General features: G+C 71.2%; 23 protein-coding genes and 1 other RNA gene. 3 read left to right on the forward strand and 21 right to left on the reverse strand.

From position 1 onward, the window contains the following. Positions 1-6: 6 nt before the first annotated feature. From MRBLMG1_RS17100 to MRBLMG1_RS17150, 11 genes are all read right to left on the reverse strand, one after another. On the reverse strand, positions 7-1260 hold the full coding sequence (locus tag MRBLMG1_RS17100) for an MFS transporter (protein WP_367824877.1): 1254 nt from the start codon (positions 1258-1260) through the stop codon (positions 7-9). Further along, entirely contained in the window at positions 1247-2497 is a 1251-nt protein-coding gene (locus MRBLMG1_RS17105) for an ATP-grasp domain-containing protein (protein WP_367824878.1), read from the reverse strand. Before MRBLMG1_RS17105 ends, MRBLMG1_RS17100 begins: the two co-directional genes overlap by 14 nt. Before the next feature lie 50 nt (positions 2498-2547). Further along, positions 2548-3555 (reverse strand): isopenicillin N synthase family dioxygenase, encoded by a 1008-nt coding sequence (locus MRBLMG1_RS17110; protein WP_367824879.1) that lies wholly within the window; start codon positions 3553-3555, stop codon positions 2548-2550. A gap of 61 nt (positions 3556-3616) precedes the next feature. Next, the gene (locus tag MRBLMG1_RS17115) at positions 3617-4924 is read right to left on the reverse strand and encodes a methylaspartate mutase (RefSeq protein WP_367824880.1); all 1308 of its coding nucleotides are present in this window, start codon (positions 4922-4924) and stop codon (positions 3617-3619) included. Continuing rightward, a complete protein-coding gene (locus MRBLMG1_RS17120; protein ID WP_367824881.1) occupies positions 4921-5394 on the reverse strand; it encodes a cobalamin B12-binding domain-containing protein in 474 nt (157 codons plus the stop codon). Before MRBLMG1_RS17120 ends, MRBLMG1_RS17115 begins: the two co-directional genes overlap by 4 nt. Positions 5395-5455: 61 nt before the next feature. After that, on the reverse strand, positions 5456-6055 hold the full coding sequence (folE, locus tag MRBLMG1_RS17125) for a GTP cyclohydrolase I (protein ID WP_367824882.1): 600 nt from the start codon (positions 6053-6055) through the stop codon (positions 5456-5458). Between the two features lies 1 nt (position 6056). Continuing rightward, on the reverse strand, positions 6057-6686 hold the full coding sequence (locus MRBLMG1_RS17130) for a 7-carboxy-7-deazaguanine synthase QueE (RefSeq protein ID WP_367824925.1): 630 nt from the start codon (positions 6684-6686) through the stop codon (positions 6057-6059). A gap of 146 nt (positions 6687-6832) precedes the next feature. Further along, positions 6833-7195: a 6-pyruvoyl trahydropterin synthase family protein gene (locus tag MRBLMG1_RS17135; protein WP_367824883.1), complete on the reverse strand. Its 363-nt coding sequence runs from the start codon at positions 7193-7195 to the stop codon at positions 6833-6835. After that, positions 7192-7872, reverse strand: coding sequence for a 7-cyano-7-deazaguanine synthase (locus MRBLMG1_RS17140; RefSeq protein WP_367824884.1), 681 nt, complete (start codon positions 7870-7872; stop codon positions 7192-7194). The genes MRBLMG1_RS17135 and MRBLMG1_RS17140 overlap by 4 nt, the downstream gene beginning before the upstream one ends. A gap of 79 nt (positions 7873-7951) precedes the next feature. Continuing rightward, positions 7952-9199: an ATP-grasp domain-containing protein gene (locus MRBLMG1_RS17145; protein ID WP_367824885.1), complete on the reverse strand. Its 1248-nt coding sequence runs from the start codon at positions 9197-9199 to the stop codon at positions 7952-7954. Between the two features lie 63 nt (positions 9200-9262). Then, positions 9263-10495 (reverse strand): ATP-grasp domain-containing protein, encoded by a 1233-nt coding sequence (locus MRBLMG1_RS17150; protein ID WP_367824886.1) that lies wholly within the window; start codon positions 10493-10495, stop codon positions 9263-9265. A gap of 418 nt (positions 10496-10913) precedes the next feature. On the opposite strand from MRBLMG1_RS17150, the gene MRBLMG1_RS17155 reads away from it, so the two are divergent. Beyond that, entirely contained in the window at positions 10914-12266 is a 1353-nt protein-coding gene (locus MRBLMG1_RS17155; RefSeq protein WP_367824887.1) for a helix-turn-helix domain-containing protein, read from the forward strand. Positions 12267-12764: 498 nt separating this feature from the next. On the opposite strand, the gene MRBLMG1_RS17160 is transcribed toward MRBLMG1_RS17155, so the two are convergent. From MRBLMG1_RS17160 to MRBLMG1_RS17170, 3 genes are all read right to left on the reverse strand, one after another. Continuing rightward, on the reverse strand, positions 12765-13901 hold the full coding sequence (locus MRBLMG1_RS17160) for a uroporphyrinogen-III synthase (RefSeq protein ID WP_367824888.1): 1137 nt from the start codon (positions 13899-13901) through the stop codon (positions 12765-12767). A gap of 84 nt (positions 13902-13985) precedes the next feature. Next, positions 13986-15341 (reverse strand): nitrate/nitrite transporter, encoded by a 1356-nt coding sequence (locus MRBLMG1_RS17165; RefSeq protein ID WP_367824889.1) that lies wholly within the window; start codon positions 15339-15341, stop codon positions 13986-13988. Between the two features lie 218 nt (positions 15342-15559). After that, a complete protein-coding gene (locus MRBLMG1_RS17170; protein WP_367824890.1) occupies positions 15560-16555 on the reverse strand; it encodes a LysR family transcriptional regulator in 996 nt (331 codons plus the stop codon). 83 nt (positions 16556-16638) lie between these two features. On the opposite strand from MRBLMG1_RS17170, the gene MRBLMG1_RS17175 reads away from it, so the two are divergent. After that, the gene (locus MRBLMG1_RS17175) at positions 16639-17886 is read left to right on the forward strand and encodes an MFS transporter (protein ID WP_367824891.1); all 1248 of its coding nucleotides are present in this window, start codon (positions 16639-16641) and stop codon (positions 17884-17886) included. A gap of 83 nt (positions 17887-17969) precedes the next feature. Here the strand turns inward: MRBLMG1_RS17175 and ssrA are convergent. From ssrA to ftsE, 5 genes are all read right to left on the reverse strand, one after another. Then, positions 17970-18364, reverse strand: a transfer-messenger RNA (tmRNA) gene (gene ssrA / locus MRBLMG1_RS17180). Positions 18365-18453: 89 nt separating this feature from the next. Beyond that, positions 18454-18993 (reverse strand): SsrA-binding protein SmpB, encoded by a 540-nt coding sequence (gene smpB / locus MRBLMG1_RS17185; RefSeq protein WP_367824892.1) that lies wholly within the window; start codon positions 18991-18993, stop codon positions 18454-18456. A gap of 18 nt (positions 18994-19011) precedes the next feature. Next, positions 19012-20205: a S41 family peptidase gene (locus MRBLMG1_RS17190; RefSeq protein WP_367824893.1), complete on the reverse strand. Its 1194-nt coding sequence runs from the start codon at positions 20203-20205 to the stop codon at positions 19012-19014. 80 nt (positions 20206-20285) lie between these two features. Further along, on the reverse strand, positions 20286-21203 hold the full coding sequence (gene ftsX / locus MRBLMG1_RS17195) for a permease-like cell division protein FtsX (protein WP_367824894.1): 918 nt from the start codon (positions 21201-21203) through the stop codon (positions 20286-20288). Positions 21204-21232: 29 nt separating this feature from the next. Next, positions 21233-21922 (reverse strand): cell division ATP-binding protein FtsE, encoded by a 690-nt coding sequence (gene ftsE, locus MRBLMG1_RS17200; RefSeq protein ID WP_030692056.1) that lies wholly within the window; start codon positions 21920-21922, stop codon positions 21233-21235. Positions 21923-22155: 233 nt separating this feature from the next. Here ftsE and MRBLMG1_RS17205 point away from each other — a divergent pair, with 233 nt between their 5' ends. Then, positions 22156-22338 carry a hypothetical protein gene (locus tag MRBLMG1_RS17205; RefSeq protein WP_366304856.1) on the forward strand — a complete coding sequence of 61 codons (183 nt, stop codon included), beginning with the start codon at positions 22156-22158 and terminating at the stop codon, positions 22336-22338. Positions 22339-22432: 94 nt separating this feature from the next. Here MRBLMG1_RS17205 and MRBLMG1_RS17210 read toward each other — a convergent pair whose 3' ends face one another. Further along, on the reverse strand, positions 22433-23125 hold the full coding sequence (locus MRBLMG1_RS17210) for an LPXTG cell wall anchor domain-containing protein (RefSeq protein WP_367824895.1): 693 nt from the start codon (positions 23123-23125) through the stop codon (positions 22433-22435). A gap of 385 nt (positions 23126-23510) precedes the next feature. Then, entirely contained in the window at positions 23511-24614 is a 1104-nt protein-coding gene (prfB, locus tag MRBLMG1_RS17215) for a peptide chain release factor 2 (RefSeq protein WP_056558169.1), read from the reverse strand. Positions 24615-24620: the final 6 nt, after the last annotated feature.

Below are 24620 nucleotides of genomic sequence, written 5' to 3' on the forward strand. Positions count from 1 at the left end.
TCTCCTTCAGGTGGTGGTGGTGGGGGCGGGCAGGTCCCGGTCGGACCGAGGGCCCCGGATGTTCCAGGTGAGGACCGCGGACAGGACCGCGATCACGGGGATGACGTAGAGCGCCGTCAGGCCGCCGGCCTCGGCCGCGGCCCAGGCGCCGATGGCCGCGCCGGCCTGGGTGAGGCTGCCCATCCAGGCCTGGGTCTCGGCGGCGTTCCCCTCGGGGGCGAGGTCGCCGCCCGCGGTGAACAGCGCGCCGAAGGTCGAGCCGTAGGCCAGGCCGGTGAGCGGACAGGCCAGCGTCATGGCCAGCGGGGACAGCTGCGAGGTGGCCGCGAGGAGGACGACGCCCGCGGCGAAGACTCCGATCAGGGCCGAGAGCTTCGGCCCCCGGGCCAGCAGGCCGGGGAAGGCTCCCAGCGCGAGGCTGCCGACGATGCTCCCGACCGAGAGCGCGCCGATCTGGATGCCGATGTACCCGGTGGTGCCCTGCTCGACGTTGAGCAGGGATATCACCACGTCGATCGCGGTGATCATCCCGCTGAACGCGGCGTGGGTGACGAGCAGCCGACGCAGCGCGGCCGAGCGCAGCGGGCCCGCCCAGTGCCCGCTGCCGGCGCGGCGGGTGGGCAGCGGGGCGTTCGGGAGGCTGAGTACCAGCAGCACCGCGACCACCGTCAGCGCCCCGTAGACCGAGAACGCCACCTCGCCCGACAGGCTCAGGCAGAGCCAGGCGGCCAGGGCCGGGCTGGTGATGTGCACGACGTCGCTGGTCGCGGCGTCCAGGGCCATCGCGGTGACCAACTGCCGTTCGCCGACCAGCACCCGCCACAGCGTGCGCATGATGATGCCCACCGGGGGTGAGGTGACGCCGCTGACCGCGGCCAGGACCAGCACCAGGGGGGCCGGCCCGCGGGCCGAGGCCACCGCGGTCAGGGCGCCGAGCGCGACCAGGTAGAGCACCAGGCAGCCGACCAGGATCGGCCGGTACGGGTACCGGTCCATCAGCCGGCCGCGGACGGGCGCGGACAGCCCCTGGCCGACGGCCATGCAGCTCATCGCCAGGCCGCCCGTCGCGTAGGAGTAGCGCGGCCCGAGGTAGAGCAGCAGGCTCAGCGTGATCATGGCGAGCGGCAGCTTCGACACCAGGCTGGCGACGAGCATCCGGCCGACCCCGGGGACCGCGAGCAGGTCGCGGTAGCCGGCGGACAGCAGCCGCAGCCGTGCGCGCCGCCCCGGCTTGGCCGGTGGGGTCTCAGTCGGTGCCATCGAACGCGATCTCCAGCGAGACCAGCGTCCGGATCTCGGCCAGCGCCCGGACCACCGCGTCCTGGTCCGGGCCGGAGACCCAGGCCCCGACCGGGATGGTCTTGGTGTCCCGGGTGACCGGTACGTGGTCGCCCGGCTGGTAGGAGACCAGGACCTTGTCGACGCTCGGGTGGCCCTCCAGCTCCGCCAGCCCGTGGACCGCGACCAGGGTGCCGGGCGCCTCGTCGTTGCGGATGGCGATCGCGCCGAACATCGCCCGGACGTCCAGGTCCTGGTCCATGATCGCCGGACGCCGGCCGAGGTAGCAGGTGAGCGCGTCGTGGAAGGGCCGGATCGCGGTGTGGTCGGCCCACTGGTCGGTGGCCGGGCCTCCCGGAAGCCGGGCGCCGATCTCCATCAGGTACACCCCGTCGGGTGTGCACTTGACCTCGGTGTGGCTGGGGCCGCGGTGCACGCCGAACGCGGTGAGCACCTCGTGGACGTACGCCTCGACCCGGGCCCAGTCGCGGTCGTCGCGGGTGGCCTGGACGTTGTTCCACAGCGGGAAGTCGTAGTCCCGGTCGTCCGGCTGCCGGTACTCCCACATGTCCATCACCCGGTGGTCGCCGTCGCTGCTGAAGCAGTTGACGGCGAACTCGCGGCCGCGGACGTACTGCTCGACCAGCCACTCCTCGACCGGCCAGCCGAAGAGGTCGTTCTCCTCGGTGATCCGCAGGTTCTTGGCCTCCTCGGCGTCGCGGACGAGGGTGACGCCGTGCGCGCCGGCGCCCATGGTGGGCTTGACGATGACCGGGAAGCCGATCGCCTCGGCCGCGGCCGGCACCTCGGCCAGGTCGTGCACCAGCCGGAACGCCGGGATCCGCACCCCGGCCTGCTCGGCGTGCGCCCGCATGGCCGCCTTGTTGCGCCGGGCCCAGGCCAGCTCGACGTCGTTGCCGGCCAGCCCGAGTTCGTGGGCCAGTACGTCGGTCAGGTGGACGGCGGACTCCATGGCCGGCACGACCGCCTTCACCTCGAAGTCGGTGTCCGCGAGGGCGGCGAGCACGTCGGGGGCCTTGGAGGCGTAGAGCGACGCGTCGTCGTCGCGGGTGTGGTCGGGCCACCGGGAGTTCAGCTCGGTGGGTTCCACCGTGTAGAGGGAGACCACGTGGAGCCCGACGTCACGGGCTGCCTTCTTGTAGCCTTCGCCGGTCTTGACCGGGTCTATGAGGAGTACGGCGGGCTTTCGGCTGCTCAAGGGATCGTTCCTTCTCGGACGGAGTGGGTGCCGGGGTCGGTCGGCCGCCGTCAGGCGGTGGGCAGCAGTTCGGGGTGGTGGCGCTCGATGACCTGCGGGAAGGCCCGCAGCATCCCCTTCATGACGTTCTCCCCGTAGCCGGCGAAGAGCGGGTTGGCGGGGTCGGGCACGACGCCTTCGGCCGACTCGACGTACGGGCCGGGAAGCGGCTGCATCGAGCCGTCCAGGCGCGGGTTGTAGAAGAACGGGGCGGAGTAGCGGTCCACCCCCGGGGCCGGTCGCACCACCCGGTGGGTGGTGGCGCGCAGGTAGCCGCGCGTGGCGACCTCCAGCAGCTCGCCCAGGTTCACCACGAACGCCCCCGGTACCACCGGCACGTCGGCGAACACGCCGTCCTCGACCGCGACCTGAAGCCCGCCCTTGTCGTCCTGGAGGAGCAGGGTGAGGATGCCGTAGTCCTTGTGGACGCCCACGCCCTGGTTCTCGCCGTCGGCCTCGCTGTGCTCCGGGCCGGGGTAGTGCAGCAGTTTGAAGTGGACGTGCGGGTCCGGTGCCACCACGTCGTCCAGGAAGTCCGCCGGGACCTCGAGCGATTCGAGGATCAGTCCGAGCAGCCGGTGCGCGACACCGGTCAGTTCGCCGGTCCAGCGGTGGACCGCGTCGGCGAGTCCGGGCATGGTGGCCGGCCACTGGTTGGGGCCGGCCAGCCACCGGTAGGAGGGCTCGTCGGGGCCCGGCGTGGTGGCGGGGTGCTCCGGACCGATGTCCAGCTGGCGCCGCTGGTCCGGGATGCCCTGGGTCAGCTCCCGGCCGATCTCCGAGTAGCCGCGGAAATGCGGGGAGTTGAGGATGCTCAGGGCGGCCCGCTCCGACTCGGGCAGCGCGAAGAACCTGCGGGCCTGGTCGAGCAGGTCGTCGCCGCCGGTGACGCCGTGACCCACCAGCTGGAAGAAGCCGATGTCGTGGACCGCGGAGCGCAGCCGGTCGAGGAACTCGGCACGAGCCTGCGGCCCGCGCTCGGCGTCGCGGAGGTCGATGACAGGGAACAGCTCGGACAAGGGAGGTCCTCCATCGGGAATCAGGGCGGGAAGGAAGGGAGGGGGCCGGCGTGGGAGCGCCTCAGCCCGCCGCGTTCAGCGCATGCCGGGTCGGGCCGGGCAGCACGCCGTCGTAGCGTCGTTCGATGTAGCCGAGTCTGTTCAGCAGCTCGAAGGCGGGTGACCCGGTGGCGGTCCGCACCGAGGAGGCCGCGATCGGCATCCGGCCGGTGTGCTGCCACCGCAGCCGCCCGGTGCCGTCGATCAGGCTCCGGGCCTGGTTGGCGTTGTCCGGGTGCAGGCAGTACGGGACGTCCAGCAGGCCCTGCCGAACGGCTCGCACCAGTGCCTCGCCGACGTCCCGGTGGAGGGCGAGCGTCGCCTCGACGAGAGTGCGGGCTTCGAGGTGGACGGCCGCTTCCTCTTCGGCGCTCGCCGCCAGTCCGGCGGAGTCCGGTTGACCGGCCACCTCGCCGGCCAACTCCAGCGCCTCGATGTTCTCCTCGACGGTGGGGATCCGCTGTGCCTCGGCCGCGGTCTTGGTCACCAGTCGCTCGGCTCCGGAGGCCCGGGCCAGCCGGACGCTGTCCGCCAGCAGCCGGAGCGCTCCCGCCTCGGTCCGCGGGAAGACCCCCATGTAGGTGTAGAGGACGACGTGCCAGCGCACCGTGCCGAGGTACTCGGCGGCCAGCCGCCGCATGGCCCGTACCGCGGCGAGGTCCTGGGTCGGGTTGGTCTGCTGCGCGTAGCTGAGCGAGACGCTGCCGATCCCGTGCTGGACGAAGAACAGGCACTCCAGCACGCTGAGCGCCACCAGCAGCCCAGGGGGGCAGAGCTGGCCCAGCATGCAGCCGCCGAAGCTCTCCAGGTGGACCGGTCGCCCGGCCGGGGCGCGGTGGGCCAGCAGCTCGCAGCTGTCGGCCCAGGCCCGGGTGGCCTCGGCCAGCGGGGTCCGGCTGTAGGGCAGGCAGTACGACACCGGCCCGCCCTCGGTCGCGGTCAGGCCCGAGGCCAGCATGGCCTCGAACAGCCGCTGCGGCAGGGCCGAGCCGTGCCGGAGCTGGACCGGGAAGTCCGGTCCGGCCAGGCCGGCCAGCAGCCGGCGGTTGACCTCGGGGCCGTGCTCGACCAGCGGGTACCCGTTGAGGGGTGTCCCGGTGCGCAGCGCCTCCCGGGCCGAGCCGTGGTCCCCCACCCGGGTGTAGCTGTCCACGGTGATGGTGCCGACGGTGGTGGCCCGGGCCGCGCGCACGGCCTCCAGGCCGGCTCGCATCCGCTCGGGAGCGGAGAACCCCATCCGGGGCTGGACCACCAACTCACCTGCCCGGGAGCGCTCGTGGACGAAGTCGCAGAAGTCGTTCCCGCCGGGCCGCAGCAGGGTGCCGCTCATGCGCTGCCTCCCGGAGCCGGCCCGGCGAGGGCGGCCCGTGGCGCCGACGCCGCGCCGAGGTAGGCGAGGAACTCGGATACGTCGGGGCCGGAGCCGGCCTCGAACACCGCGTCGAATCCCGCGGCGATCAGCTCGGCCTGCGAGGCCGCGTCGGCGGTCCCCTGCAGGCCGAGCTTCCCGCCGATCATCATCGGGACCCGGGCGAGCGCCCGCTCCGCGCGCAGCCTGCGGGCCAGCCGGATGCCGTCCAGCCTGCCGTGGCCGTTGACCGTGCTGATCACCACCGCGTCCGGGATCCTGGCCAGGCAGACCTCCAGCAGGAGGTCGTCGGGGACGCAGGCGCCCAGGTTCTCCACCTGGTAGCCGTGCTCCTCCAGCAGCAGCTGGAGGAAGACCAGGTTCCAGGTGTGCGAGTCGGAGGAGACGCTGGACAGCACGCATCGCCTGCGGCGCGCGGGCGAGCTGATCACGTGGGACTCCTTCGGGCTCGGCGGGTCGGTAACGGGTGGCGGGTGCGCCGGTGACGCGGTGTCAGCGGGCGGTCTGCAGGTGGGTGAACAGCTCGGACCTGAGCAGGCCCTCCTCGGCGAACGCTCCGCCCAGCGAGCTGGAGGTCATCCGGGCGCTGGTCTTGATGCCCCGCATGGTCATGCACAGGTGCTCACCGGTGCCGATCACGGCCACGTCCTCGGTGCCCGCGATCCGCACCACGTCGGCGGCGATGTCGGCCACCAGGCGCTCCTGCACCTGCAGCCGGTGCGCCTGGTGGTGGGCGATCCGGGCGAACTTCGACAGGCCGAGCAGCCGGTCGGCGGCGCGGTAGGCGATGGTCAGCGAGCAGTTGAAGGGGAGCAGGTGGTGTTCGCAGAGGGACCAGACCTCGATGCCGGAGACCATCACCAGCTGGCCGGTGGAGGTGGTCTCGAAGACCGTGTCGATGGTGCCGGGGTCGTACTCGGTGAACTCGCGCCACCAGCGGGCGTAGCGGGCGGGGGTGTCCCGGAGACCGTCCCGCGAGGGGTCCTCGCCGATCTCCTTCAGGAGCAGGCGTGCCAGGTCCTCCAGGGGGTCCTCACCGAGCCCGTCCATCATGGAGCTGAGGCCCTTGTCCACGTCCAGGTCGGTACTCATCTCAAACCCCTCTCTTGTGTCCCCAGACCAACGTGTGCAGCCTGGTCGTGATGTTCCAGCCGCGGTCGACGACCTCGTCGGCCAGCTGTCTGATGTGCCGGTCGATGTCCGCGCTGTTCTGGCCCTCGGGCATCACCCAGACCGAGGTGATCCCGGCCGCCGCCACCACCCCGGCGACCTCGTCGAGGTCGGCGCTGTCCCGGCAGACGAACTTGAAGGTGCTGGTCGGCATGGCCGCCAGGCGTTCCAGCGCGGCGGGCACGATGCGCTTCGCGGCGGGGTCGCCGGCGTGCGAGAGTTTCGGCGAGACGTTGAAGCGGACGCCGGCCGCGATCAGCCGCGGGTCGGGGACCCTGGTCCCGTTGGTCTCGATCTCGATCTCGACGCCGTGTCCGGTCAGTGCCTCCACGAGCGGGACCAGGCGGTTCTGCTGGTTGAGCGGTTCACCGCCGGAGATCACCACCAGCCCGACCTCGAAGGCGAGCAGGCGCTCCAGCACGGTGGAGACGGGCAGTCGGTGCAGCTCCGTCTTCGGATCGAACGCGATGCCGGTGTCGCTGGATCCTTCCCAGTCCCACGTGTACGGGGTGTCGCACCAGTTGCACGAGAGATTGCAGCCGCCCAGCCTCAGGAAGGCGCAGCGACGGCCGAGTGATCGTCCTTCTCCTTGGAAGGACTCAAGTGGGGCCGAAGATCTCGTTGACGACGAGTTCCGGTTCCACGGGGCACCACCTCCTCAATCAGACGGGTCGGGGTACTCCCCCGCCGTCCTTCGGCTCAGGGGCGGTATTCGGCCCAGGTCTTGGGGGTCTCGGAGATCCTCACGGCGGTCAGCTCCGGGAGCTCGGGGAGCCACTCCTCGTAGATCCAGATCGCGAGGTTCTCCGCGGTCGGGTTCTCCTTGACCACGTCGTTGAGGTGCTGGTGGTCCAGCCACTCGTCGATCCAGCTCTTGAAGCCGGACAGCTCGCCGTAGTCGCGGACGAAGCCGGGGCCGGTCAGGTCCTCACGAGCGGCGCTGAGCTCGATCTCGACGAGGTAGTTGTGGCCGTGCAGGCGGCCGCACTGGTGGTTCTCGGGCAGCCCGGCGAGCCGGTGGCTGGCGGAGAAGGCGAACTGCTTGGAGATGCGCAGCGTCATGACGTGTGCTCCTGATAAGCGGTGGGGTCGTGGACGCCGGCCGCGGTGAACGCCTCCTGGCGCTCCCAGCACGCGGCGCAGCGGGCGCAGTGGTCGTCCTCCCCGCGCAGGCAGGTCCAGGTCTCGGTCCACGGGACACCGAGCTGTTCGCCCAGCGTGACGACGTCCTTCTTGCCCAGGCCGGACAGCGGCGCCAGCAGGGCGAGGTCGGGGTGGGCGTACCCGGCGGTGGCGATCCGCTCCATGGCGATGAAGGACTCCAGGAACTCCGGAGTGCTGTCGGGGACGGAGACGGTGTCGTCCGCCATGATCCCGATGGCGACGGCCTGGGCCTTCTCGGCCACCGCCACCGCGAACGCCACCGACAGCAGCAGCGCGTTGCGGTTGGGGACGATGTTCGGGCTCTCGCCGTACCCGGACCAGGTCTGCTCCGGAACCTCGACCGTCGGGTCGGTGAGCGAGGAGCCGCGCAGCAGGGCGCCCATCGCGCTCAGGTCCGCCACCTGGTGGACGGCGCCGAGCCGTTCGGCCGCGGCGGCCGCGAAGAGGTGCTCCTTGCGGTGGCGCTGCCCGTAGTCGACGGAGAGCAGGTGCAGGTCGTGGCCCTGCTCCTTGAACTGGTGCGCCATCGTGACGGAGTCCATGCCTCCCGAGACGATGGCGACGATCTTCGGCACAGCGTTCCCCCTGTGGTGTCGGTGCTGACTCGTGTGGTGACCGCGGCGGTGGTCGGCCGTCGCGGTGCGGGGCTTCGGTTCAGGCGAGCGGGGTGCCGCGTACGACGACCGCCGCCTCGGCACGGTCCAGGGCCGCTTCGCACTCCTGCTCGGTGGCGGCGACGGCCACCACCAGGGCGTACCGGCAGCGGACGTGGTCGGTCGGCGGCAGCCTGAGCTGCCGGCCCGGCGCGGCCAGGACCTGTACGTCGTGGATCTCGGCGGGCAGCCGGTCCCGGTCGACCTCCACGGACTCCACCGTCAGGTCGTGCTCGGGGTACAGGAAGCGGATGGCCGCCACCTGCCCGCGGGAGGCCGTGGTCCCGGGGACCACGCCGGCCGCCAGGTCGGCGGCGACCAGACCGACCTCGACACCGGTGGCGAGCCCGCCCAGGTAGGGGATCCGGTCGCCGCCGACCCGGGCGTTGATCTCGACCACCCGGGGGCCGGTCGTGGTGAGCCGCAGTTCGGTGTGGGTGACCGTGTCGGTGAGGCCGACGGCGGTGTGGGCGTCCTGGAGGACCCGCAGCAGTTCCGGGTCGGTGAGCAGCGGGTCGTCCGCTCGGACCAGGTGGCCGACCTCCTCGAACCCCGGCGCGAAGCCGATGCGCTTCCGGGCCACGAAGAGCACCGTGACCAGGCCGTCGCGGCAGACCGCGTCCACGCTGATCTCGGGCCCGTCGAGGTACTCCTCGACCAGCACCGGGCGCTCGTAGGTGGGGACCTCGTCGAACCAGATGGCGGTGGCCTCGCGGTAGGCCTCGGCCAGGTCCTGCGGCGCGGTCACCAGCGACACGCCGTTGCTGGCGGACAGCGCCCGCGGCTTGACCACCACGGGGTAGCCGAGGCGGTCGGCGGCCTGCCGGGCCTCCTCGAAGTCGCCGACCGCGATCGACTCGGCCTGCGGCACGCCGGCGGTCTTCAGCGCCTGTCGGCCGGCGAACTTGTCCCGGCAGGCGTGCACCGCCTCGACCGGGCTGGTCCGCATCCCGAGCGCGGTGGCCACCGCGGCGGCCGACTCGACGCGGGTCTCCTCGTACGTCAGGACCCCGGCGTAGTCCTCCGGGCTCTCCTTGGCGATCCCGACCATCGCCTCGGGGTCCAGGGTGTTCACCGCCGAGTGCGCCGTGATGTAGGGCGACTCCCAGGTGGGGGCCGCCGGGGACAGCAGGTGCAGCCGGTACCGGGTGGCCATGGCGCGCAGCATGTACTCGCGCCAGATCTGGCCGCCGCTGCCGATGAGCAGGAGGAGGGGCCTGGGCCCGTCAGCCGGAGGGAGGTTCGTCATGTGGGTCACCGTTCGGTGTGCGGGAGTACGGGTGAGGGCACCGGGCAGCGGGCCCGGTGGGTGTCAGGCCGTTGCGGTGGACGGCGCGACCTCGACCTCGAACAGGCCGACCGCCTGCTGGGCCAGGTGCAGCGCCGTGTCCGGGTCGGGGCCGATCGCGAGTGCGTCGCCCTGGCGGTCCCAGGAGCTGGTCAGCGGCGGGACGAGGTCGCCGACGGCTGCGGTGAGGAAGGCGGACTCCACCCCTTCGGCGGCGCGCGCCTCGTCCTGGCCGCCGACGGCGGTCACCTCGCCCTCCGGAAGGGTGAGGAACCAGATCGCGGCGGCGGCCGCCAGGGGCCGCGGGGTCAGGTCGAGGGGCTTGCCCGCCAGCCAGGTGAAGGTCAGCCCCTGGATGTCGAAGCCGCCGGCGAGCCGGACGAGTTCGACGATCGCGTCGCCGCCGGGCCGGGTGTGCGTCTCGATGACGCGGGGGCCGCGATCGGTCAGGACGATCTCGGTGTGGGCCGGGCCCTCCTGCACGCCGAGCGCGGTCAGCAGCCGCCGCACCTCGGCGGCGATCAGGTCCTGCTGTTCGGCGGTGATCCGGGCCGGCACCAGGTGGCCGATCTCCACGAAGTTCACCGTCTTGAACTTCTCGGTCACGGCCAGCACGTGGTGCTCGCCGGCCGCGCTGAAGGTCTCCACGCTGAATTCCTGGCCGGTGAGGAACTCCTCCGCCAGCCATGGTGCCGAGGTCTGCTGCCCGGGGACGGAGAAGTCCAGCTCCTCGGCCAGTTCCCGCAGCCGTGCCTCGTCGCGCACGGCGTGGATCTGCCGGCTCCCGGTGCCGTGGGTGGGCTTGAGGATCAGCGGGAAGCCCAGGGTGTCGGCCAGTCCGAGGAGGTCCTGCGCGCTGCGCACCTCGGCGGAGGCGACCTCGCCGACCTCGCCGCCGCGCAGCAGCTCGCGCATGAACGCCTTGTCGTTGACCGCCGTGACGGTCTCCAACGGGTTCGCGGTGAGCCCCAGTTCGTGATTGATCCGGGCGACCGACTGCAGGTAGGTGTCGTTCATGGAGACCGCGATGTCGAACGGCTGGACGGCGTGCAGAGCCACCGCCGCCTGCACCATGCGGTCCGGTGACACGTCCGGCAGCAGGAGCACGGTGTCGGCCAGCTCCCGGTGGCGTGCGGACAGAGCCTCCTTGGGGCCCACGTAGCCGATCGCCATTCCCGCGCTGTGCGCTGCTTCCATCGCCTCGATGCGCTTGCCCCCGACGAACAACACGCTGGAGACGGCCGACGCCCTGATCACCTTTGTTCCCCCTGGCTTTCACTGGTTCTGGAGTCGACTCCGCCTGAAGCCGGGCCGGCCCGGTTCTGGTCTCGGCGGGTGACTCGACGATCAAGCTACCCATCCCTGAATGAGCCAGTCAATACTCAGTCATTAGTCAGTCAGGTTTATGACTCGACTTGTCATCGCCCTGCATCCGAAGCGTCGGCGACCGCGCGCGAGGGCTCGCCCCCGGGCCGGACGGGCAGGGTCAAGTTGACCGACCACGATCAAGGAAGGGGGGCGAGGGCCCGCGGGTGACGTGGTAATTTTTGTCGAGATTTAAGATCCGTTGCCCTTACGAGGGAGCCGCGTGATGTGGTGCTCCCGACGGGCCGGTGCCGCAGCTCCGGGGCTACGGCCACTCGATGTCAGCGGAGCCGGCCTTCCGTGCGCAGCGGTGGAGGCCCCCGGGGAACGCGCCGGGGTTCGAGGTGAGCGACTCTCGGCCGGCGGTGGTCTGAAGCATGGCTTCTCCTGTTCGGGAAGAGTGAAGATGAAGGTGATTCAGCCGGACTTCGGCCGACGACTGAAGCGGATTCGGTTGGAACGCGGCCTGAGCCAGGCCGCGTTGGCGCACGGCCCGCTGTCCTCCAGCTACGTCTCGCGGCTGGAGAGCGGGCTGCGGCTGCCGTCCCCCGACATGGTTCGCCACCTGGCCGAACGCCTGGGCGTCAGCGAAGACGACTTGGTGAACGCCGAACCGGAGCAGGGCGAGCGGGCATCAGCCCTCGCCGAAGCGATAACCGCCTTGAGCGACAAGGACTTCGGCACCGTGGTGGCGCTGCTGGATCCGGCGGCACCGGAATGGCCCGACCGGCCGGCGGACGAGTGGCTCTGGCAGGCCCTGTGGTGCCGGGCGCAGGCTCAGGCGGGTCTCGGCGACAGGACGGGGCGGGTCCTCACCCTCCACGCCCTGCGGGATCTCACCCGTGACTCCGCCGTCGACTTTCCGCTGGCTCGGCTTCTGCTCGAACTCGCGTCCGCCGAACGGGCCGTGGCCCGTCTGGACGAGGCGCGCACGGTCGCCGGCGAAGCCGTGGGTCTGCTCTCGGAAGCGCCGGTGGAGCAGCCGGTCCTGCTCGCCAGGGCCATGGTGCTGCTGGCCTCGGTCGAGACCGAATGCGGACTGGTCGCGCTGGCCGGCACCAGGATTCCCCGGCTGCTGGAACTGGCGGAGCGGCTCCCGGACAAGTTGCGGACCGAGGTGCTCTGGGCCTGCTCCACCGTGCGGGTGCGCCAGGGGCTGTCGAACGAGGGCATGACCCTGCTGACCTCGGCGCTCGAGCAGGCCGACCCCAAGGCCGACATCCTGATCTGGGCCCGGCTGCGGCTCGCCGCCGTCTCGCTCCACCTGCGCTCCTTCGGCGTCATGACGGAGGAGTCGCGGACGTGGATGGCAGAGGCGACCGACGCACTCGCGTATGTGGGAAGCGCGTCCCACCAGGCCGAATTGCAGGCAGTCACGGCACGGGTCCATCTCCTGGACGGACGGCCGACCGAAGCGGTCACGATGGCACTGGCAGCAGAAGAGAGCGGGAACCTGTCATTTCAGGACGCCCTTCGAACAAAGCTGCTGCGCGCGAGGGCGACGGCCGAGTCGACGGATTCCGACGCGGGACTGGGCATCATGCGGGAAGTCGCCGCGGAGGCCGAACGGGTCGGATATCTGGATCTCGCCGCCGAGACCTGGAAGGAGATCGCCACCTTCCTGGGCGGTACACAGGAAGGTCCGGCCGCCGTCGCTCCGTGACGGCACCCCCGATGGCTCCTACTGTCGGAGCACGGCGCTATGAAGTGTGAAAACGGCGTCACTTTTCCCCCGGACGAACGCTTCAACAAACTTTTCGATTGATTTTTTTCCCTGTCGCAAAGCCGGTGCGGACCCGCCCCCATGGCTGAGGATCGCTTCTGCCCGTCGTGGTCAGCGACAGGCAAACCGGTGATCGACCTCGTAAATGCTCTGCCTCGGGCGGACCGGAGTCAACCCGAAAAGCCTTTGAGCGGCGGAGTCCGGGTGCCGGAATCTCCGGAATGGGTGGACTTAAGCGTCCGGCAAACCGGTGCATGCCACCCCTTTCCCGCCAGTGTGACCTGCGTCACATTTTGTTTATTTGAGGTTTATTTGAGGTCCCATGCGGTTGGGGGCATCGCTCCCCTCCGTGCCGCCTCGACAGGCGGCGGCTGATCACTCCAGGGCTTCCGCGCAGCCGACCGGTCCCTGTTTTGCGATCGCGCGCGACCCGGGGGGTCAGCTGTCGTACTTCTCGTCCGCGGAGGCGTCGAGGGCGAGCCGGTAGCCGCGCTTCACCACGGTCTGGATGAGCTTGGGCGTACCGAGGGCGGTGCGGAGACGCGCCATCGCGGTCTCGACGGCGTGTTCGTCGCGGCCGGCGCCGGGCAGGGCGCGGAGGAGGTCGGCGCGGGAGACGACCCAGCCGGGCCGGCGGGCCAGGAGGTCGAGGAGGGCCATGCCGGCGGGCGGGACGGGCCGGAGCGCTCCGTCGACGAGGACGGCGTGGCCGCGGACCTCGACGCGGTGCCCGGCGACGGGGAGGACGCGGGAGCGGCCGGGGAGTTCGCGGCAGAGGAGCTGGACGAGGGGGCCGAGCCGGAACCGTTCGGGCTGGTGGGTGTCGATGTCCTCCGCCTGGAGCGGCAGCGCCGTCACGGGGCCGACGCACACGGCGAGCACGTCGTGCCGGAGCGCCTCGACGAGTTCGTCGCGTACGCCCTTCTCCGCGGCCCGGGCGAGCAGCGAGACGGCGGCGGGGGCGCTGGTGAAGGTCACCGCGTCGAGGCCGCGGGCGAGGGTCGCGTCGAGGAGCCGGTCGAGGGGCCCGGTGTCCTCGGGGGCCATCCAGCGGTAGACGGGGACGCCGACGACTTCGGCGCCGCCCGCGGTGAGGGCCTCGACGAAGCCGGGCAGGGGTTCCCCGTGCAGCTGGAGGGCGATGCGGCGGCCCGCCACGCCTTCGGCGAGGAGCCGTTCGAGGACCTCGGCCATGGACTCCGAGGAGGGCGACCAGGACTCGGTGAGTCCGGCCGCCCGTACGGCTCCCTTGACCTTGGGGCCGCGGGCGAGGAGTTCGACGTCCCGCAGGGCGGTGAGGAGGTCCTCGCCGTAGCCCCAGCCTTCGGCGGCCTCGACCCAGCCCCGGAAGCCGATCGCCGTGGTGGCGACGACGACGTCCGGGGTGTGGCCGATGATCTCCTTGGTGGCGGCGAGGAGTTCGGTGTCGTCCGCGAGGGGCACGATCCGCAGTGCGGGGCCGTGGACGACGGCCGCGCCGCGCCGGCGCAGCAGCGCGATGAGTTCGTCCGCGCGCCGCGCCGCGGTGACGCCGACCGTGAAGCCGGCGAGGGGGCCGTGTTCTTGCTCGTCCATGGGTCCAGAGCCTGACGGGGACGCGTGACGGATGAGGTTCGCGCGTATTTCCTGGTCGTTACGGTCCCCGCCGGGCATCGGGGGTCACACCTCGGCGTATCCGGGCCGGTGCTCCGGTTCCGTGATGCCCTCGGCGGTCTCGGGCACGGACGAGGTGGTGCGAAGGTATACCGCCCAGGTGACGGCCATGCAGGCCGCGTAGAAGGCGAGGAAGGCGACGAAGGCCCCGGTGCCGGTGCCGGCGGTCTGGAAGGACTGGCGGAAGGCGAGGTTGATGCCGAGCCCGCCGAGCGCGCCGACGGCGCCGATGAGACCCATGGAGGCGCCGGAGAGCCGCCGTCCGTACGCTTCGGCGGTCTCGCCGACGAGGCCCTTGCGGTGCCCCTGGGCGAGGAAGATCGCCGGGATCATCTTGTACGTGGAGCCGTTGCCGAGGCCGCTGAGGACGAAGAGTCCGATGAAGCCGACGAGGAAGACGGCGAGGGACTCGACGACGGAGGCGTAGACCACCACGCCGGTCGCCGCGGCCATCGCGGCGAACGTCCACAGGGTGATGCGGGCGCCGCCGTGCCGGTCGGCGAGGGAGCCGCCGACGGGCCGGATGAGCGAGCCGAGGAGCGGGCCGATGAAGGTGAGGGAGGCGGCCTGGAGCGGGGTGCGGCCGAACTGGGTCTGGAGCACGAGGCCGAAGGCGAAGCTGTAGCCGATGAACGAGCCGAAGGTGCCGATGTACAGGAAGGCCATGATCCAGGTGTGGCGGGACGTGACGGCTTCCTTGACGGCGCCGGTGTCGTTCTTGACGGGGGCGAGGTTGTCCATGAAGAGCGCGGAGCAGACGGCGGCGACCACGACCAGCGGCAGGTAGGCGCCGAGCACGATCCTGGGGTGCATCGCTCCGGCGGTGCCGATGACGAGGAGCCCGACGAGCTGGACGACGGGGACGCCGATGTTGCCGCCGCCGGCGTTGAGGCCGAGCGCCCAGCCCTTCTTGCGCAGCGGGAAGAAGGCGTTGATGTTGGTCATCGAGGAGGCGAAGTTGCCGCCGCCGACGCCGGTGAGCGCGGCCACCAGGACGAAGGTGGTGTACGAGGTGCCGGGCTCCATCACCGCGAAGGCGAAGCCGATGGGCACCAGGAGCAGCAGGGCGCTGAAGATCGTCCAGTTGCGGCCGCCGAAGCGGGCGACGGCGAAGGTGTACGGGACGCGGATCAGCGCGCCGACGAAGGTCGCGGTGCCGATGAGGAAGAACTTGCCCGCCGGGTCGATGCCGTACTGCGGCCCCATGAAGAGCACCATCACGGACCAGAGGCTCCAGACGGAGAAGCCGATGTGCTCGGAGAAGACGGAGAAGAGCAGGTTCCGCCGTGCGATCTTCTCCCCCTTCTCACGCCAGAAGGTCTCGTCCTCCGGCTCCCACTGTTCGATCCAACGGCCGCCCATGTCGCACCTCCGCGGTGTCGGGTCCAGAGGCGTCCACAGCCCCGGTCCTCCTGTCCTTGACGCTAGGGAGGCCGCGTTTCAGCCCGGTGCCGCGAGGTGACGGGTGCGGAACCTTGCTCTCACCCGGCGCGCGTGTCCCCTGTGAGCGCCCCCCGCATTCTGGGCCCTGCCCGCTCCCGGCCCACTCCCGGCCCGCTCCCGTCCCGCTCCCGGCCCGCTCAAGCGGCACTGGACCCGCCCGGTGCGCCGCTCGGCGCGGGCAGGCCCGGCTCGTCCGCGGGCAGCCAGGAGCCGGGCGGGCGGGTCTGCCAGCCTTCCCGGGCGCCGATCTCGGCGGCGGCGGTCCGCAGGGCGTCGAGGCCGGGATGACGCAGTCCCTTGCGCCACACCAGGCTCACGGGCGACAGGGGTACGGGGTCGACGAGCGGCCGCAGGACGCAGCCCGGCATGTGCGGGAAGTCGACGACGACGAGGACCGGGTGGCGGTGCTTGGCCATGACGCGCCGGAACTCCTCGTGGCCGATGGCGAGCGGCGCGGGCGGGGACACCTCGATGCCGCGCCCGGCGAAGAGCCGGGCGGCGAGGTCGGTCCACTCGGTGGTGCGGTCGTTCCCCGCGCCCGCGTAGATCCGTTCGCCGGCGAGGGCTGCGAGGGGCACCTCGGGCAGGCCGGCGAGCGGGTGGTCGTCGGGGAGCAGGACGGCCATCCGCTCGTACCGGACGAACTGGGCGTCGAGTCGCGTCCTGAGTGCGGCGTCGAGGCCTCCGTACCGGCCGAAGGAGGTGTCGAGGCGGCCGGCGAGGATCTCGCGGACGGCGCCGGTGAGTCCGCTCTCGAAGCGGGCCATCAGCTCCTGTTCGGGGGCGAGTTCGCGGGCGCGGCGCAGGATGCGTTCCTGGACGAGGCCGGCGGTGTTGAGGTCGACGAGCAGGGGCCGGTGCGCGGCCCGGAAGGCGTCGCGGAGTTCGTCGTGGGCGGCCGACACCCGCCGCGCGTACGGGAGGAGGCGTTCGCCCTCGGGCGTGAGCGCGACCTGCCGGGTGGTGCGTACGAACAGCTCGGCGCCCAACTCGCGCTCCAGGCGCCGGATGTCGCGGCTCAGCGCCTGCTGGGCGACGTAGAGCCGGGCGGCGGCGCGGGTGAAGTGCAGTTCCTCGGCGGCCGCGGTGAACGCGCGCAGCAGCCGGGGGTCGATGTCGTACGAGGGGGCCATCGCCGCATTCAACAACACAGGTGCGTGAATGGCCACTGATCTGGTGTTGGACCGCTCCGGCCGGCTCCCGCGAACCTTGGTGCATGCCGCGACCGCACCTCACCCTCACCCCGGCGGGCCCGGCCCTCGCCCCCCGCTACCGCAGCCACCCGACCGAACCGCCCCGCAACCCCTACCTCCGCCTGTTCGCGATCCCCGGGACCCGGGCCTTCACCGCGGGGAACATGGTCGCCCGGCTGCCCATGGGCATGTTCGGCATCAGCGCCGTGATCATGGTCGCGGCCCGGTACGACTCGTACGCCCTGGCCGGTGCGGTCACGGCCACGGCGCTGGGCGCCGGAGCGCTGACCGGCCCCTGGATCGCCCGGTTGATCGACCGGTACGGCCAGGCCCGGGTCGCGGTCCCCGCCGCGGTCCACGCGGTCCTGGGCCGCTTGCTGCTGGTGCTCTGCGTCCACGAGCGGGCGCCCGCCTGGACGCTCTTCGCCGTCACCGCGCTCACCGCCACCCTGCCGAACACGGGCGGGATGTCCCGGGCCCGCTGGGCGCACCTGCTCAGGGGCGACCCGGAGTCCCTGCACACCGCCACCTCCTTCGAGCAGGCCGCCGACGAACTCTGCTTCATGCTCGGCCCGGTGCTCGCCGCGCTCCTCTGCTCGGCGTTCGTCCCGGAGGCGGGCACCCTCGTCGCCGCCGTCCTCTGCCTCGCCGGGGTCCTGCTCTTCACCGCCCAGCGCGCCACCGAACCGCCGGTCGCCCCGCGCACCTCCCACGGGTCGCCGCTGCGCGCCCCCGGCATGGCTCCCCTCCTCGCGGTGTTCCTCGCCACCGGGGCGGTCTTCGGCGCGATGGAGGTGGTGGCCCTCGCGTACGTGGACGGGCCCCTCGCCGGCCCCGTCCTGGCCCTCCAGGCCGCCGGCTCCTGCGCGGCGGGCCTCCTCTACGGCCGCGCCCGGCGCAGCGCCCGCCTCCCCGCCTGCCTGGCCGCGATGACCGCCCTCATGGCGGTGCCGCTGCTCGCCGCCACGACCGGCTCCCTCCCCGCCCTCGCCGCCGCCCTCCTCGTCGCGGGCATGGCCACCGCCCCGACCATGGTCACCGGCATGGGCCTCGTCCAGCGCCTCACCCCGGAGTCCCAGCTCAACGAAGGCATGACCCTCGCCGTCACGGCGCTCCTCGCCGGTGTCTCCGCCGGCTCCGCCGCCGGGGGCTGGTCCGCCGACCACTCCCCCTTCCCCGCTTTCGGCTTCCTCCTCCCTCCGGCCGCGGCCCTCCTCGCCCTGGTCCTGTGCGCGGCGACCGGCACCGGCCGTCGCGCCACCCGGGCATGACAAAGGCCCGGCAGTCGTGACGACTGCCGGGCCTCTGCCCACATGGGATGAGATGTCCGAGCGGGGCTATCCACTCGGACGCTCGGTGGAGATGGCGGGAATCGAACCCGCGTCCAACGGTGCAGAATCAGGGCTTCTCCGTGTGCAGTCTGGTACGAGTTTCTCAGCCCTCCGGATCACCCAGACAAGTCCGGAACGGGCTCAGCCACTGTTTGATTTCCCTCCTACCCCCGTGACCGGGGCAGGAGGTTTAGATCCCTAAATGACGCCAGGATCCGGGTCGGGACCACCCCCGGGCTGACGCTCCTCACAGAGGCTTCTGTTCGTTACCTAAAAATTAGGCAGCGAGGGCGAAGCGGGAGTTATCGCTCTTGGAGTTGGCGATTATTGGTTGCGACATATGGTTTACGAGATCATTGCCGCTTCCTCGACACGCTTCCCACTGCTTCGACATCCGCTGTCGAAACCGATCATCCCCATGTTGTTTTTTCAAAGGTCGCACCCTCTGTGGGGTGCATGGCCCATCGTACGTGACCGACGGGGGCCGTCGCCAGCGGATTACCGGCGCTAGGAGGCCTGGGCCGCCCGCTGCTTCCGCTTCGCCGCCGCGATGGCACGGTTCGTCTCGCGCGTGTCCTGCTTCTCCCGCAGGGTCTGGCGCTTGTCGTACTCCTTCTTGCCCTTGGCGAGCGCGATCTCGCACTTCACCCGGCCGCCCAGGAAGTACAGCGCGAGGGGCACGATCGTGTGACCGGTCTCCTGCGCCTTCGACTCCAGCTTGTCGATCTCGGCGCGGTGCAGCAGCAGCTTGCGCTTCCGCTTCGCCGAGTGGTTGGTCCAGCTGCCCTGCATGTACTCCGGGACGTGGATGTTGTGCAGCCACGCCTCGTGGTCGTCGATCTGGACGAAGCCGTCGACCAGCGAGGCCCGGCCCATCCGCAGCGACTTCACCTCGGTGCCCATGAGCACGACGCCGCACTCGTAGGTGTCGATGATGTGGTAGTCGTGGCGCGCCTTCTTGTTCTGCGCGATCAGCTTGCGCTCGGGCGCCTTGTCCGTCGTCTTCTTCGCAGGTTTGCCCTGCACGTTCACGAGTCCCTTTGCCATAGTGCGGTCATTTTCGCACTACGAGCCCCCTCCGAGGCCACTCAATACCGTCCGGGCCCGTTCCTCCGCCCGCTGCCCCACCGCCAGGTCCGGCGTGATGCCGTTGCCGTCCACGGCGTGACCGGCCGGGGTGCGGTAGTGGCCGACGGTCAGCTCGGCGACCGAGCCGTCCGGCAGGGCGCTCGGCATCTGGACCGAGCCCTTCCCGAAGGTGCGCGAGCCGACCGTCACCGCCCGGCCCCGGTCCTGGAGGGCACCCGTGAGGAGCTCGGCCGCGCTCATCGTGCCGCCGTCGATCAGCGCGACCAGCGGTCGACCCGTGTCGCCGCCGCCCTCCGCGTACACGGCCCGCTGCTCGCCCCGCACGTCGTACGTGGCGACCAGCCCGCCGTCGAGGAAGGCGGAGGCCGCGACGGCCGCCTCGGCGACCAGGCCGCCCGCGTTGCCCCGCAGGTCCAGGAGGACCCCGGCGCCCGCCGGAGCGGCCCGTACCGCGTCGCGCACGCGCGTGCCCGCGCCCTTGGTGAAGGCGGCGACCCGGATCAGCAGGGTCCCGTCGTCGAGACGGCGGACGCTGACCGGGTCGGTCACGAGCCGTGCCCGGCGCAGGGTCAGCGTCCAGGCGGCGCGGCCCCGCTCCACCCGGAGGACGACGGCCGACCCCGGCACCCCGTCCCCGCGGAGCAGGGACACGACCTCGGAGACGGACAGCCCGTCGACGGCGCGCCCGTCGACGGCGACCAGCCGGTCGCCGACCCGCAGCCCGGCCCGCCCCGCGGGACCGCCGTCCTGCACCCGGGTCACCCGCACCCCGGTCGCGCCCGCCCGGCCCGCGGAGAGCCCGACACCGGTGTACGCCCCGTCGAGACCCCGCTCGAACTCGGCGTACTCCCTCTTGTCGTACACCGCTCCCCAGCGGTCGCCGCTCCGGCTGACGAACTCCTCCGCCGCCTGCTTCCCCGACTTCCCGTCCGCCATGGCCGCCGCCGCGGCCCTGCTGAGGGCCGCACCGTCGACGGGCGGCCGGTCGCCGGCCGCGCGGTCGGGCAGCTCGCCGCGGGACGCGCCGGTCGTCCTCACCTCGGACTCCTGCCGGGGCAGCGCGCCGGTGGCGGCGGCGGTCGCGAGGACGCCGGCGAAGACCAACGTCAGAACGGCCCCACGGAGCACTCCGCGGGGCCGGATACAGAGAAGGTCGGTGCCGGCCGGCATGTCGCCCACTCTAGGACAAGACGATGGCGCCGCACGGGCTTTGGCCGTGCAGCGCCATCCGTCTCGTCAGCGGTGTCTTCTCACACCTTCAGGTACTTGCGCAGCGCGACGAAGGCCGCCACGGCGGGCATGAGGAGCCCGATGGCGATCACGAGCGGGAGCTTGGCGAGGACGGCGTCCCAGCCGATGAAGTTGACCAGCTGCATCTTGTCGGCGAGCGCGATGCCGTGGTCGATGAGGAAGTACCGGCCCACGAGCAGCAGGACGCAGGCGACGGCGCCGCCGAGGAGTCCGGCGAAGGCGGCCTCCATGATGAACGGCATCTGGATGTAGAAGCTGGACGCGCCGACGAGCCGCATGATGCCGGTCTCGCGGCGCCGGCTGAAGGCCGAGACGCGGACGGTGTTGACGATCAGCATCAGCGCGATGATCAGCATCAGGCCCATGACGCCGAGTGCGGCGATGTTCATGCCGTTCATCAGGTCGAACAGGTTCTGCAGGATGTTCCGCTGGTCCTGCACCGACTCGACGCCGTCGCGACCGGCGAAGGCCGTGGCGACCACCTTGTACTTCTCCGGGTCCTTGAGCTTGACCCGGAACGACTCCTGCATCTGGTCCGGCGTGATGACGGAGGCGATGGCGGTGTCGCTGTACTGCTCCTTGTAGTGCTTGAACGCCTCGTCGGCCGACTCGTGGTGGACGTCCTCCACGATGTCCATCTTCTTCAGATCGGCCTCGATCTGCTCCTTCTGCTGACCGGTGACCGCGCCCTTGGAGCACTTGGGCGCGGAGGCCGCGTCGGTCTTGTTGCAGAGGAAGATAGAGACGTTGACCTTGTCGTACCAGTAGTCCTTCATCGTGCTGACCTGCTCGCGCATGAGCAGCGCGCCGCCGAAGAGGGCGAGCGAGAGGGCCACGGAGACGATGACCGCGAAGGTCATCGTGAGGTTGCGCCGGAGACCGACGCCGATCTCGGAAAGCACGAACTGAGCGCGCATGGGTCTGCTTTCTCCTACTCGCTACAGGCTCAGTGCTGGTATCCGTAGACGCCGCGCGCCTGGTCGCGGACGAGGCGGCCCTTTTCGAGCTCGATGACGCGCTTGCGCATCTGGTCGACGATGTTCTGGTCGTGGGTCGCCATGACGACGGTGGTCCCTGTCCTGTTGATCCGGTCGAGCAGCTTCATGATGCCGACGGAGGTCTGCGGGTCGAGGTTGCCGGTGGGCTCGTCGGCGATCAGCAGCATCGGGCGGTTGACGAAGGCCCGTGCGATGGCCACGCGCTGCTGCTCACCGCCCGAGAGCTCGCCCGGCATGCGGTCCTCCTTGCCGCCGAGCCCGACCAGGTCGAGCACCTGCGGCACGGCCTTGCGGATCTCGCCGCGCGGCTTGCCGATGACCTCCTGGGCGAAGGCCACGTTCTCGGCGACGGTCTTGTTGGGCAGCAGGCGGAAGTCCTGGAAGACGGTGCCCAGCTGGCGCCGCATCTGCGGCACCTTCCAGTTGGAGAGCCGCGCGAGGTCCTTGCCGAGGACGTGCACCTGGCCCTGACTGGCGCGCTCCTCACGCAGGAGGAGTCGCAGGAAAGTCGACTTTCCGGAGCCGGAGGAACCGACGAGGAAGACGAACTCCCCCTTCTCGATCTCCAGGGAGACGTCCCGGAGCGCGGGGCGGCTCTGCTTCGGATAGGACTTGGAGACGTTGTCGAATCGGATCACGGATGCACCACGGTCGGCCGGGAGTAGGTGTGCGTGACCTTACGCGAACGGGGAAGGCCCGCGCAGTCGCGGTCCTGGCTTGCGTGCTTTATCCTTTTCGCCCTTCCGGCCGAACGGGGACGATCCGGCGGGGCGCGCCGAAACGCCGCGGAGCTGGCACAGTGGTAGGGGGAACGTCCGGGTCCCACCGGACGTTGTCCTGTTGTCACCCCAGTGCGGGAGGAGGAGAGCGCATGACCTACGACCGACTGGTGTGCGCCAACTGCGCGGCCCCGGTCGCCGAGGGTCGCTGCCCCGTCTGCCGCGCGAACCGGGAGCGTCTGACCCCCCAGGGTCCGTCACCCGCGATGCTGCTGACGCTGGCGATCGCCCTGTTGGCGGCCATCGCACTGCTCGCCGCCGTCCGGACGGTCTGACCGGAGGGCGCGCGGAGCCCATACGAGCCGGAACCACGCGCAAGGGCCGGGGAGCGAACTCCCCGGCCCTTCGTCATGCCCTCACGCGGGTACGTCAGACAGCGGTGCGACCGCCGCCGACGAGACGCGGCAGCATGCGGAAGCCGATGCCGCCGGCGATCATGGTCGCGGCGCCGATGACCAGGAACGAGGTCTCGGCCGCGCCCGTCTCGGCGAGCTCCTCCTTCGCCTGGCCCTGCTGCACGGGCTGCGAGCCGGCGTTGTTGGTGTCGGTGTTGTTGCCGCTGTCCACGCACTCGGCGCCGTCGAGGTCGACGGTGCAGGTGCCGGTGTCCGAGTCGGTGGGGTCACCGTCGCCCGGCGTGGTGGGCGCGGTGGTCTCGCCCGGACCCGGGGCCGTGGTCTGGCCGCCACCGGGGTGGGTGGTCGGCGGGGTGGTCGCCGGAGGGGTGGTCGCCGGAGGCGTGGTGGCCGGCGGGGTCGTGGCCGGCGGCGTGGTGGCCGGCGGGGTCGTGGCCGGCGGCGTGGTGGCCGGCGGGGTGGTCTCCGGCGGCGTGGTGGCCGGCGGAGTGGTCTCCGGCGGGGTGGTCGCCGGAGGCGTGGTGACCGGCGGCTCCTCCGTCTCGCACACGCCGATGGGCCCACAGGTCGGGGCCGGCGGGGTCACGTCGTTCGTGCCGAAGGCGCCCACGGCCTGTGCGGCACCCGCGGCGGTGAGGGACGCACCGGCGGCGATCACCGCACCGGCGGCGACGCGCGCCATCCGGATTCGCATCTGCTTGGTCATCTGACTGCTACCCCCAGTAGCTCATCTCGTCATGGGGCAGCGCTCGGGCCCGCGCAGCGGGAGCGGCAACACAACCGACTGGACCGGCCCCCGTTCACACGCGTCCCAGGAAAGCGCATGCCAGTACGTCACCCTTCCGATTTTCCGATGAAGCGTCAAGGTCGTTGCGCGCGCAATGCCCGAAAGATCATCAAGTGACCTGGATGTGACGATGCAACTGTGACGTAAACCCTGAACTACGGGCCCCTCGGCAGCAGTTCCCTTGTCGACAAAGCGTCAGCTGGGGCCCCGTTCCGCTTGCGTCAGCGAACACGCACCCCTCCACGCGGAACGCGTTCGGCCCCGCACCGGAGGGTGCGGGGCCGAACGGGAAGGACCGGGGGACCTACTTGTCCTGCTGCTTGCGCCAGCGGATGCCGGCCTCGAGGAAGCCGTCGATCTCGCCGTCGAGGACGGCCTGCGGGTTGCCGACCTCGAACTCGGTGCGGAGGTCCTTGACCATCTGGTACGGGTGCAGGACGTAGGAACGCATCTGGTTGCCCCAGGAGCTGCCGCTGTCCTTGAGGGCGTCCATCCTGGCCCGCTCCTCCTGGCGCTGGCGCTCCAGGAGCTTGGCCTGGAGGACGTTCATGGCGCTCGCCTTGTTCTGGATCTGCGAGCGCTCGTTCTGGCAGGAGACGACGATGCCGGTCGGGAGGTGCGTGATGCGCACGGCCGAGTCGGTCGTGTTGACGCCCTGGCCACCGGGGCCGGAGGCGCGGTAGACGTCCACGCGGAGCTCGGACTCGTCGATCTCGACGTGGTCGGAGGACTCGACGACGGGAAGGATCTCGACGCCCGCGAAGGAGGTCTGGCGGCGGCCCTGGTTGTCGAAGGGCGAGATGCGGACCAGACGGTGGGTGCCCTGCTCGACGGAGAGCGTGCCGTAGGCGTACGGGGCCTTCACGACGAAGGTGGTCGACTTGATGCCGGCCTCTTCCGCGTACGAGGTCTCGTAGATCTCCGTGGAGTAGCCGTGGCGCTCCGCCCAGCGCAGGTACATGCGCTGGAGCCGCTCGGCGAAGTCGGAGGCGTCGACGCCTCCGGCCTCGGCCCGGATGTTGACCAGGGCCTCGCGCTCGTCGTACTCGCCGGAGAGGAGCGTGCGGACCTCCATCTCGTCGAGGGCCTTGCGGACGGAGACGAGCTCCGTCTCGGCCTCGGCGAGGGTGTCCGGGTCGTCCATCTCCTCGGCCAGCTCGAAGAGCACCGCGAGGTCGTCGATCCGCCCGCGCAGCGTCTCGGCCTTGCGGACCTCGGCCTGGAGGTGCGAAAGCTTGCTCGTGATCTTCTGCGCCGCCTCCGGGTCGTCCCACAGGGACGGGGCCGCGGCCTGCTCTTCGAGCACGGCGATGTCGGCCCTCAGCTTCTCGAGGTCCAGGACGGCCTCGATCGACCCCATGGTCGAGGAGAGGGACTTCAGCTCTTCGGATACATCGACGACTGCCACGCGTCC

The sequence above is a fragment of the Streptomyces sp. LMG1-1-1.1 genome (genome assembly GCF_040815545.1).
Taxonomy (GTDB): Bacteria; Actinomycetota; Actinomycetes; order Streptomycetales; family Streptomycetaceae; genus Streptomyces.

Coding starts and splice junctions, on each gene's coding strand:
- MRBLMG1_RS17100 (WP_367824877.1), bottom strand. CDS start 1,260: ATGGCACCGACTGAGACCCCACCGGCCAAGCCGGGGCGGCGCGCACGG.
- MRBLMG1_RS17115 (WP_367824880.1), bottom strand. CDS start 4,924: ATGAGCGGCACCCTGCTGCGGCCCGGCGGGAACGACTTCTGCGACTTC.
- folE (WP_367824882.1), bottom strand. CDS start 6,055: ATGAGTACCGACCTGGACGTGGACAAGGGCCTCAGCTCCATGATGGAC.
- MRBLMG1_RS17135 (WP_367824883.1), bottom strand. CDS start 7,195: ATGACGCTGCGCATCTCCAAGCAGTTCGCCTTCTCCGCCAGCCACCGG.
- MRBLMG1_RS17145 (WP_367824885.1), bottom strand. CDS start 9,199: ATGACGAACCTCCCTCCGGCTGACGGGCCCAGGCCCCTCCTCCTGCTC.
- MRBLMG1_RS17160 (WP_367824888.1), bottom strand. CDS start 13,901: ATGGACGAGCAAGAACACGGCCCCCTCGCCGGCTTCACGGTCGGCGTC.
- MRBLMG1_RS17165 (WP_367824889.1), bottom strand. CDS start 15,341: ATGGGCGGCCGTTGGATCGAACAGTGGGAGCCGGAGGACGAGACCTTC.
- MRBLMG1_RS17170 (WP_367824890.1), bottom strand. CDS start 16,555: ATGGCCCCCTCGTACGACATCGACCCCCGGCTGCTGCGCGCGTTCACC.
- MRBLMG1_RS17175 (WP_367824891.1), top strand. CDS start 16,639: ATGCCGCGACCGCACCTCACCCTCACCCCGGCGGGCCCGGCCCTCGCC.
- smpB (WP_367824892.1), bottom strand. CDS start 18,993: ATGGCAAAGGGACTCGTGAACGTGCAGGGCAAACCTGCGAAGAAGACG.
- MRBLMG1_RS17190 (WP_367824893.1), bottom strand. CDS start 20,205: ATGCCGGCCGGCACCGACCTTCTCTGTATCCGGCCCCGCGGAGTGCTC.
- ftsX (WP_367824894.1), bottom strand. CDS start 21,203: ATGCGCGCTCAGTTCGTGCTTTCCGAGATCGGCGTCGGTCTCCGGCGC.
- MRBLMG1_RS17205 (WP_366304856.1), top strand. CDS start 22,156: ATGACCTACGACCGACTGGTGTGCGCCAACTGCGCGGCCCCGGTCGCC.
- MRBLMG1_RS17210 (WP_367824895.1), bottom strand. CDS start 23,125: ATGACCAAGCAGATGCGAATCCGGATGGCGCGCGTCGCCGCCGGTGCG.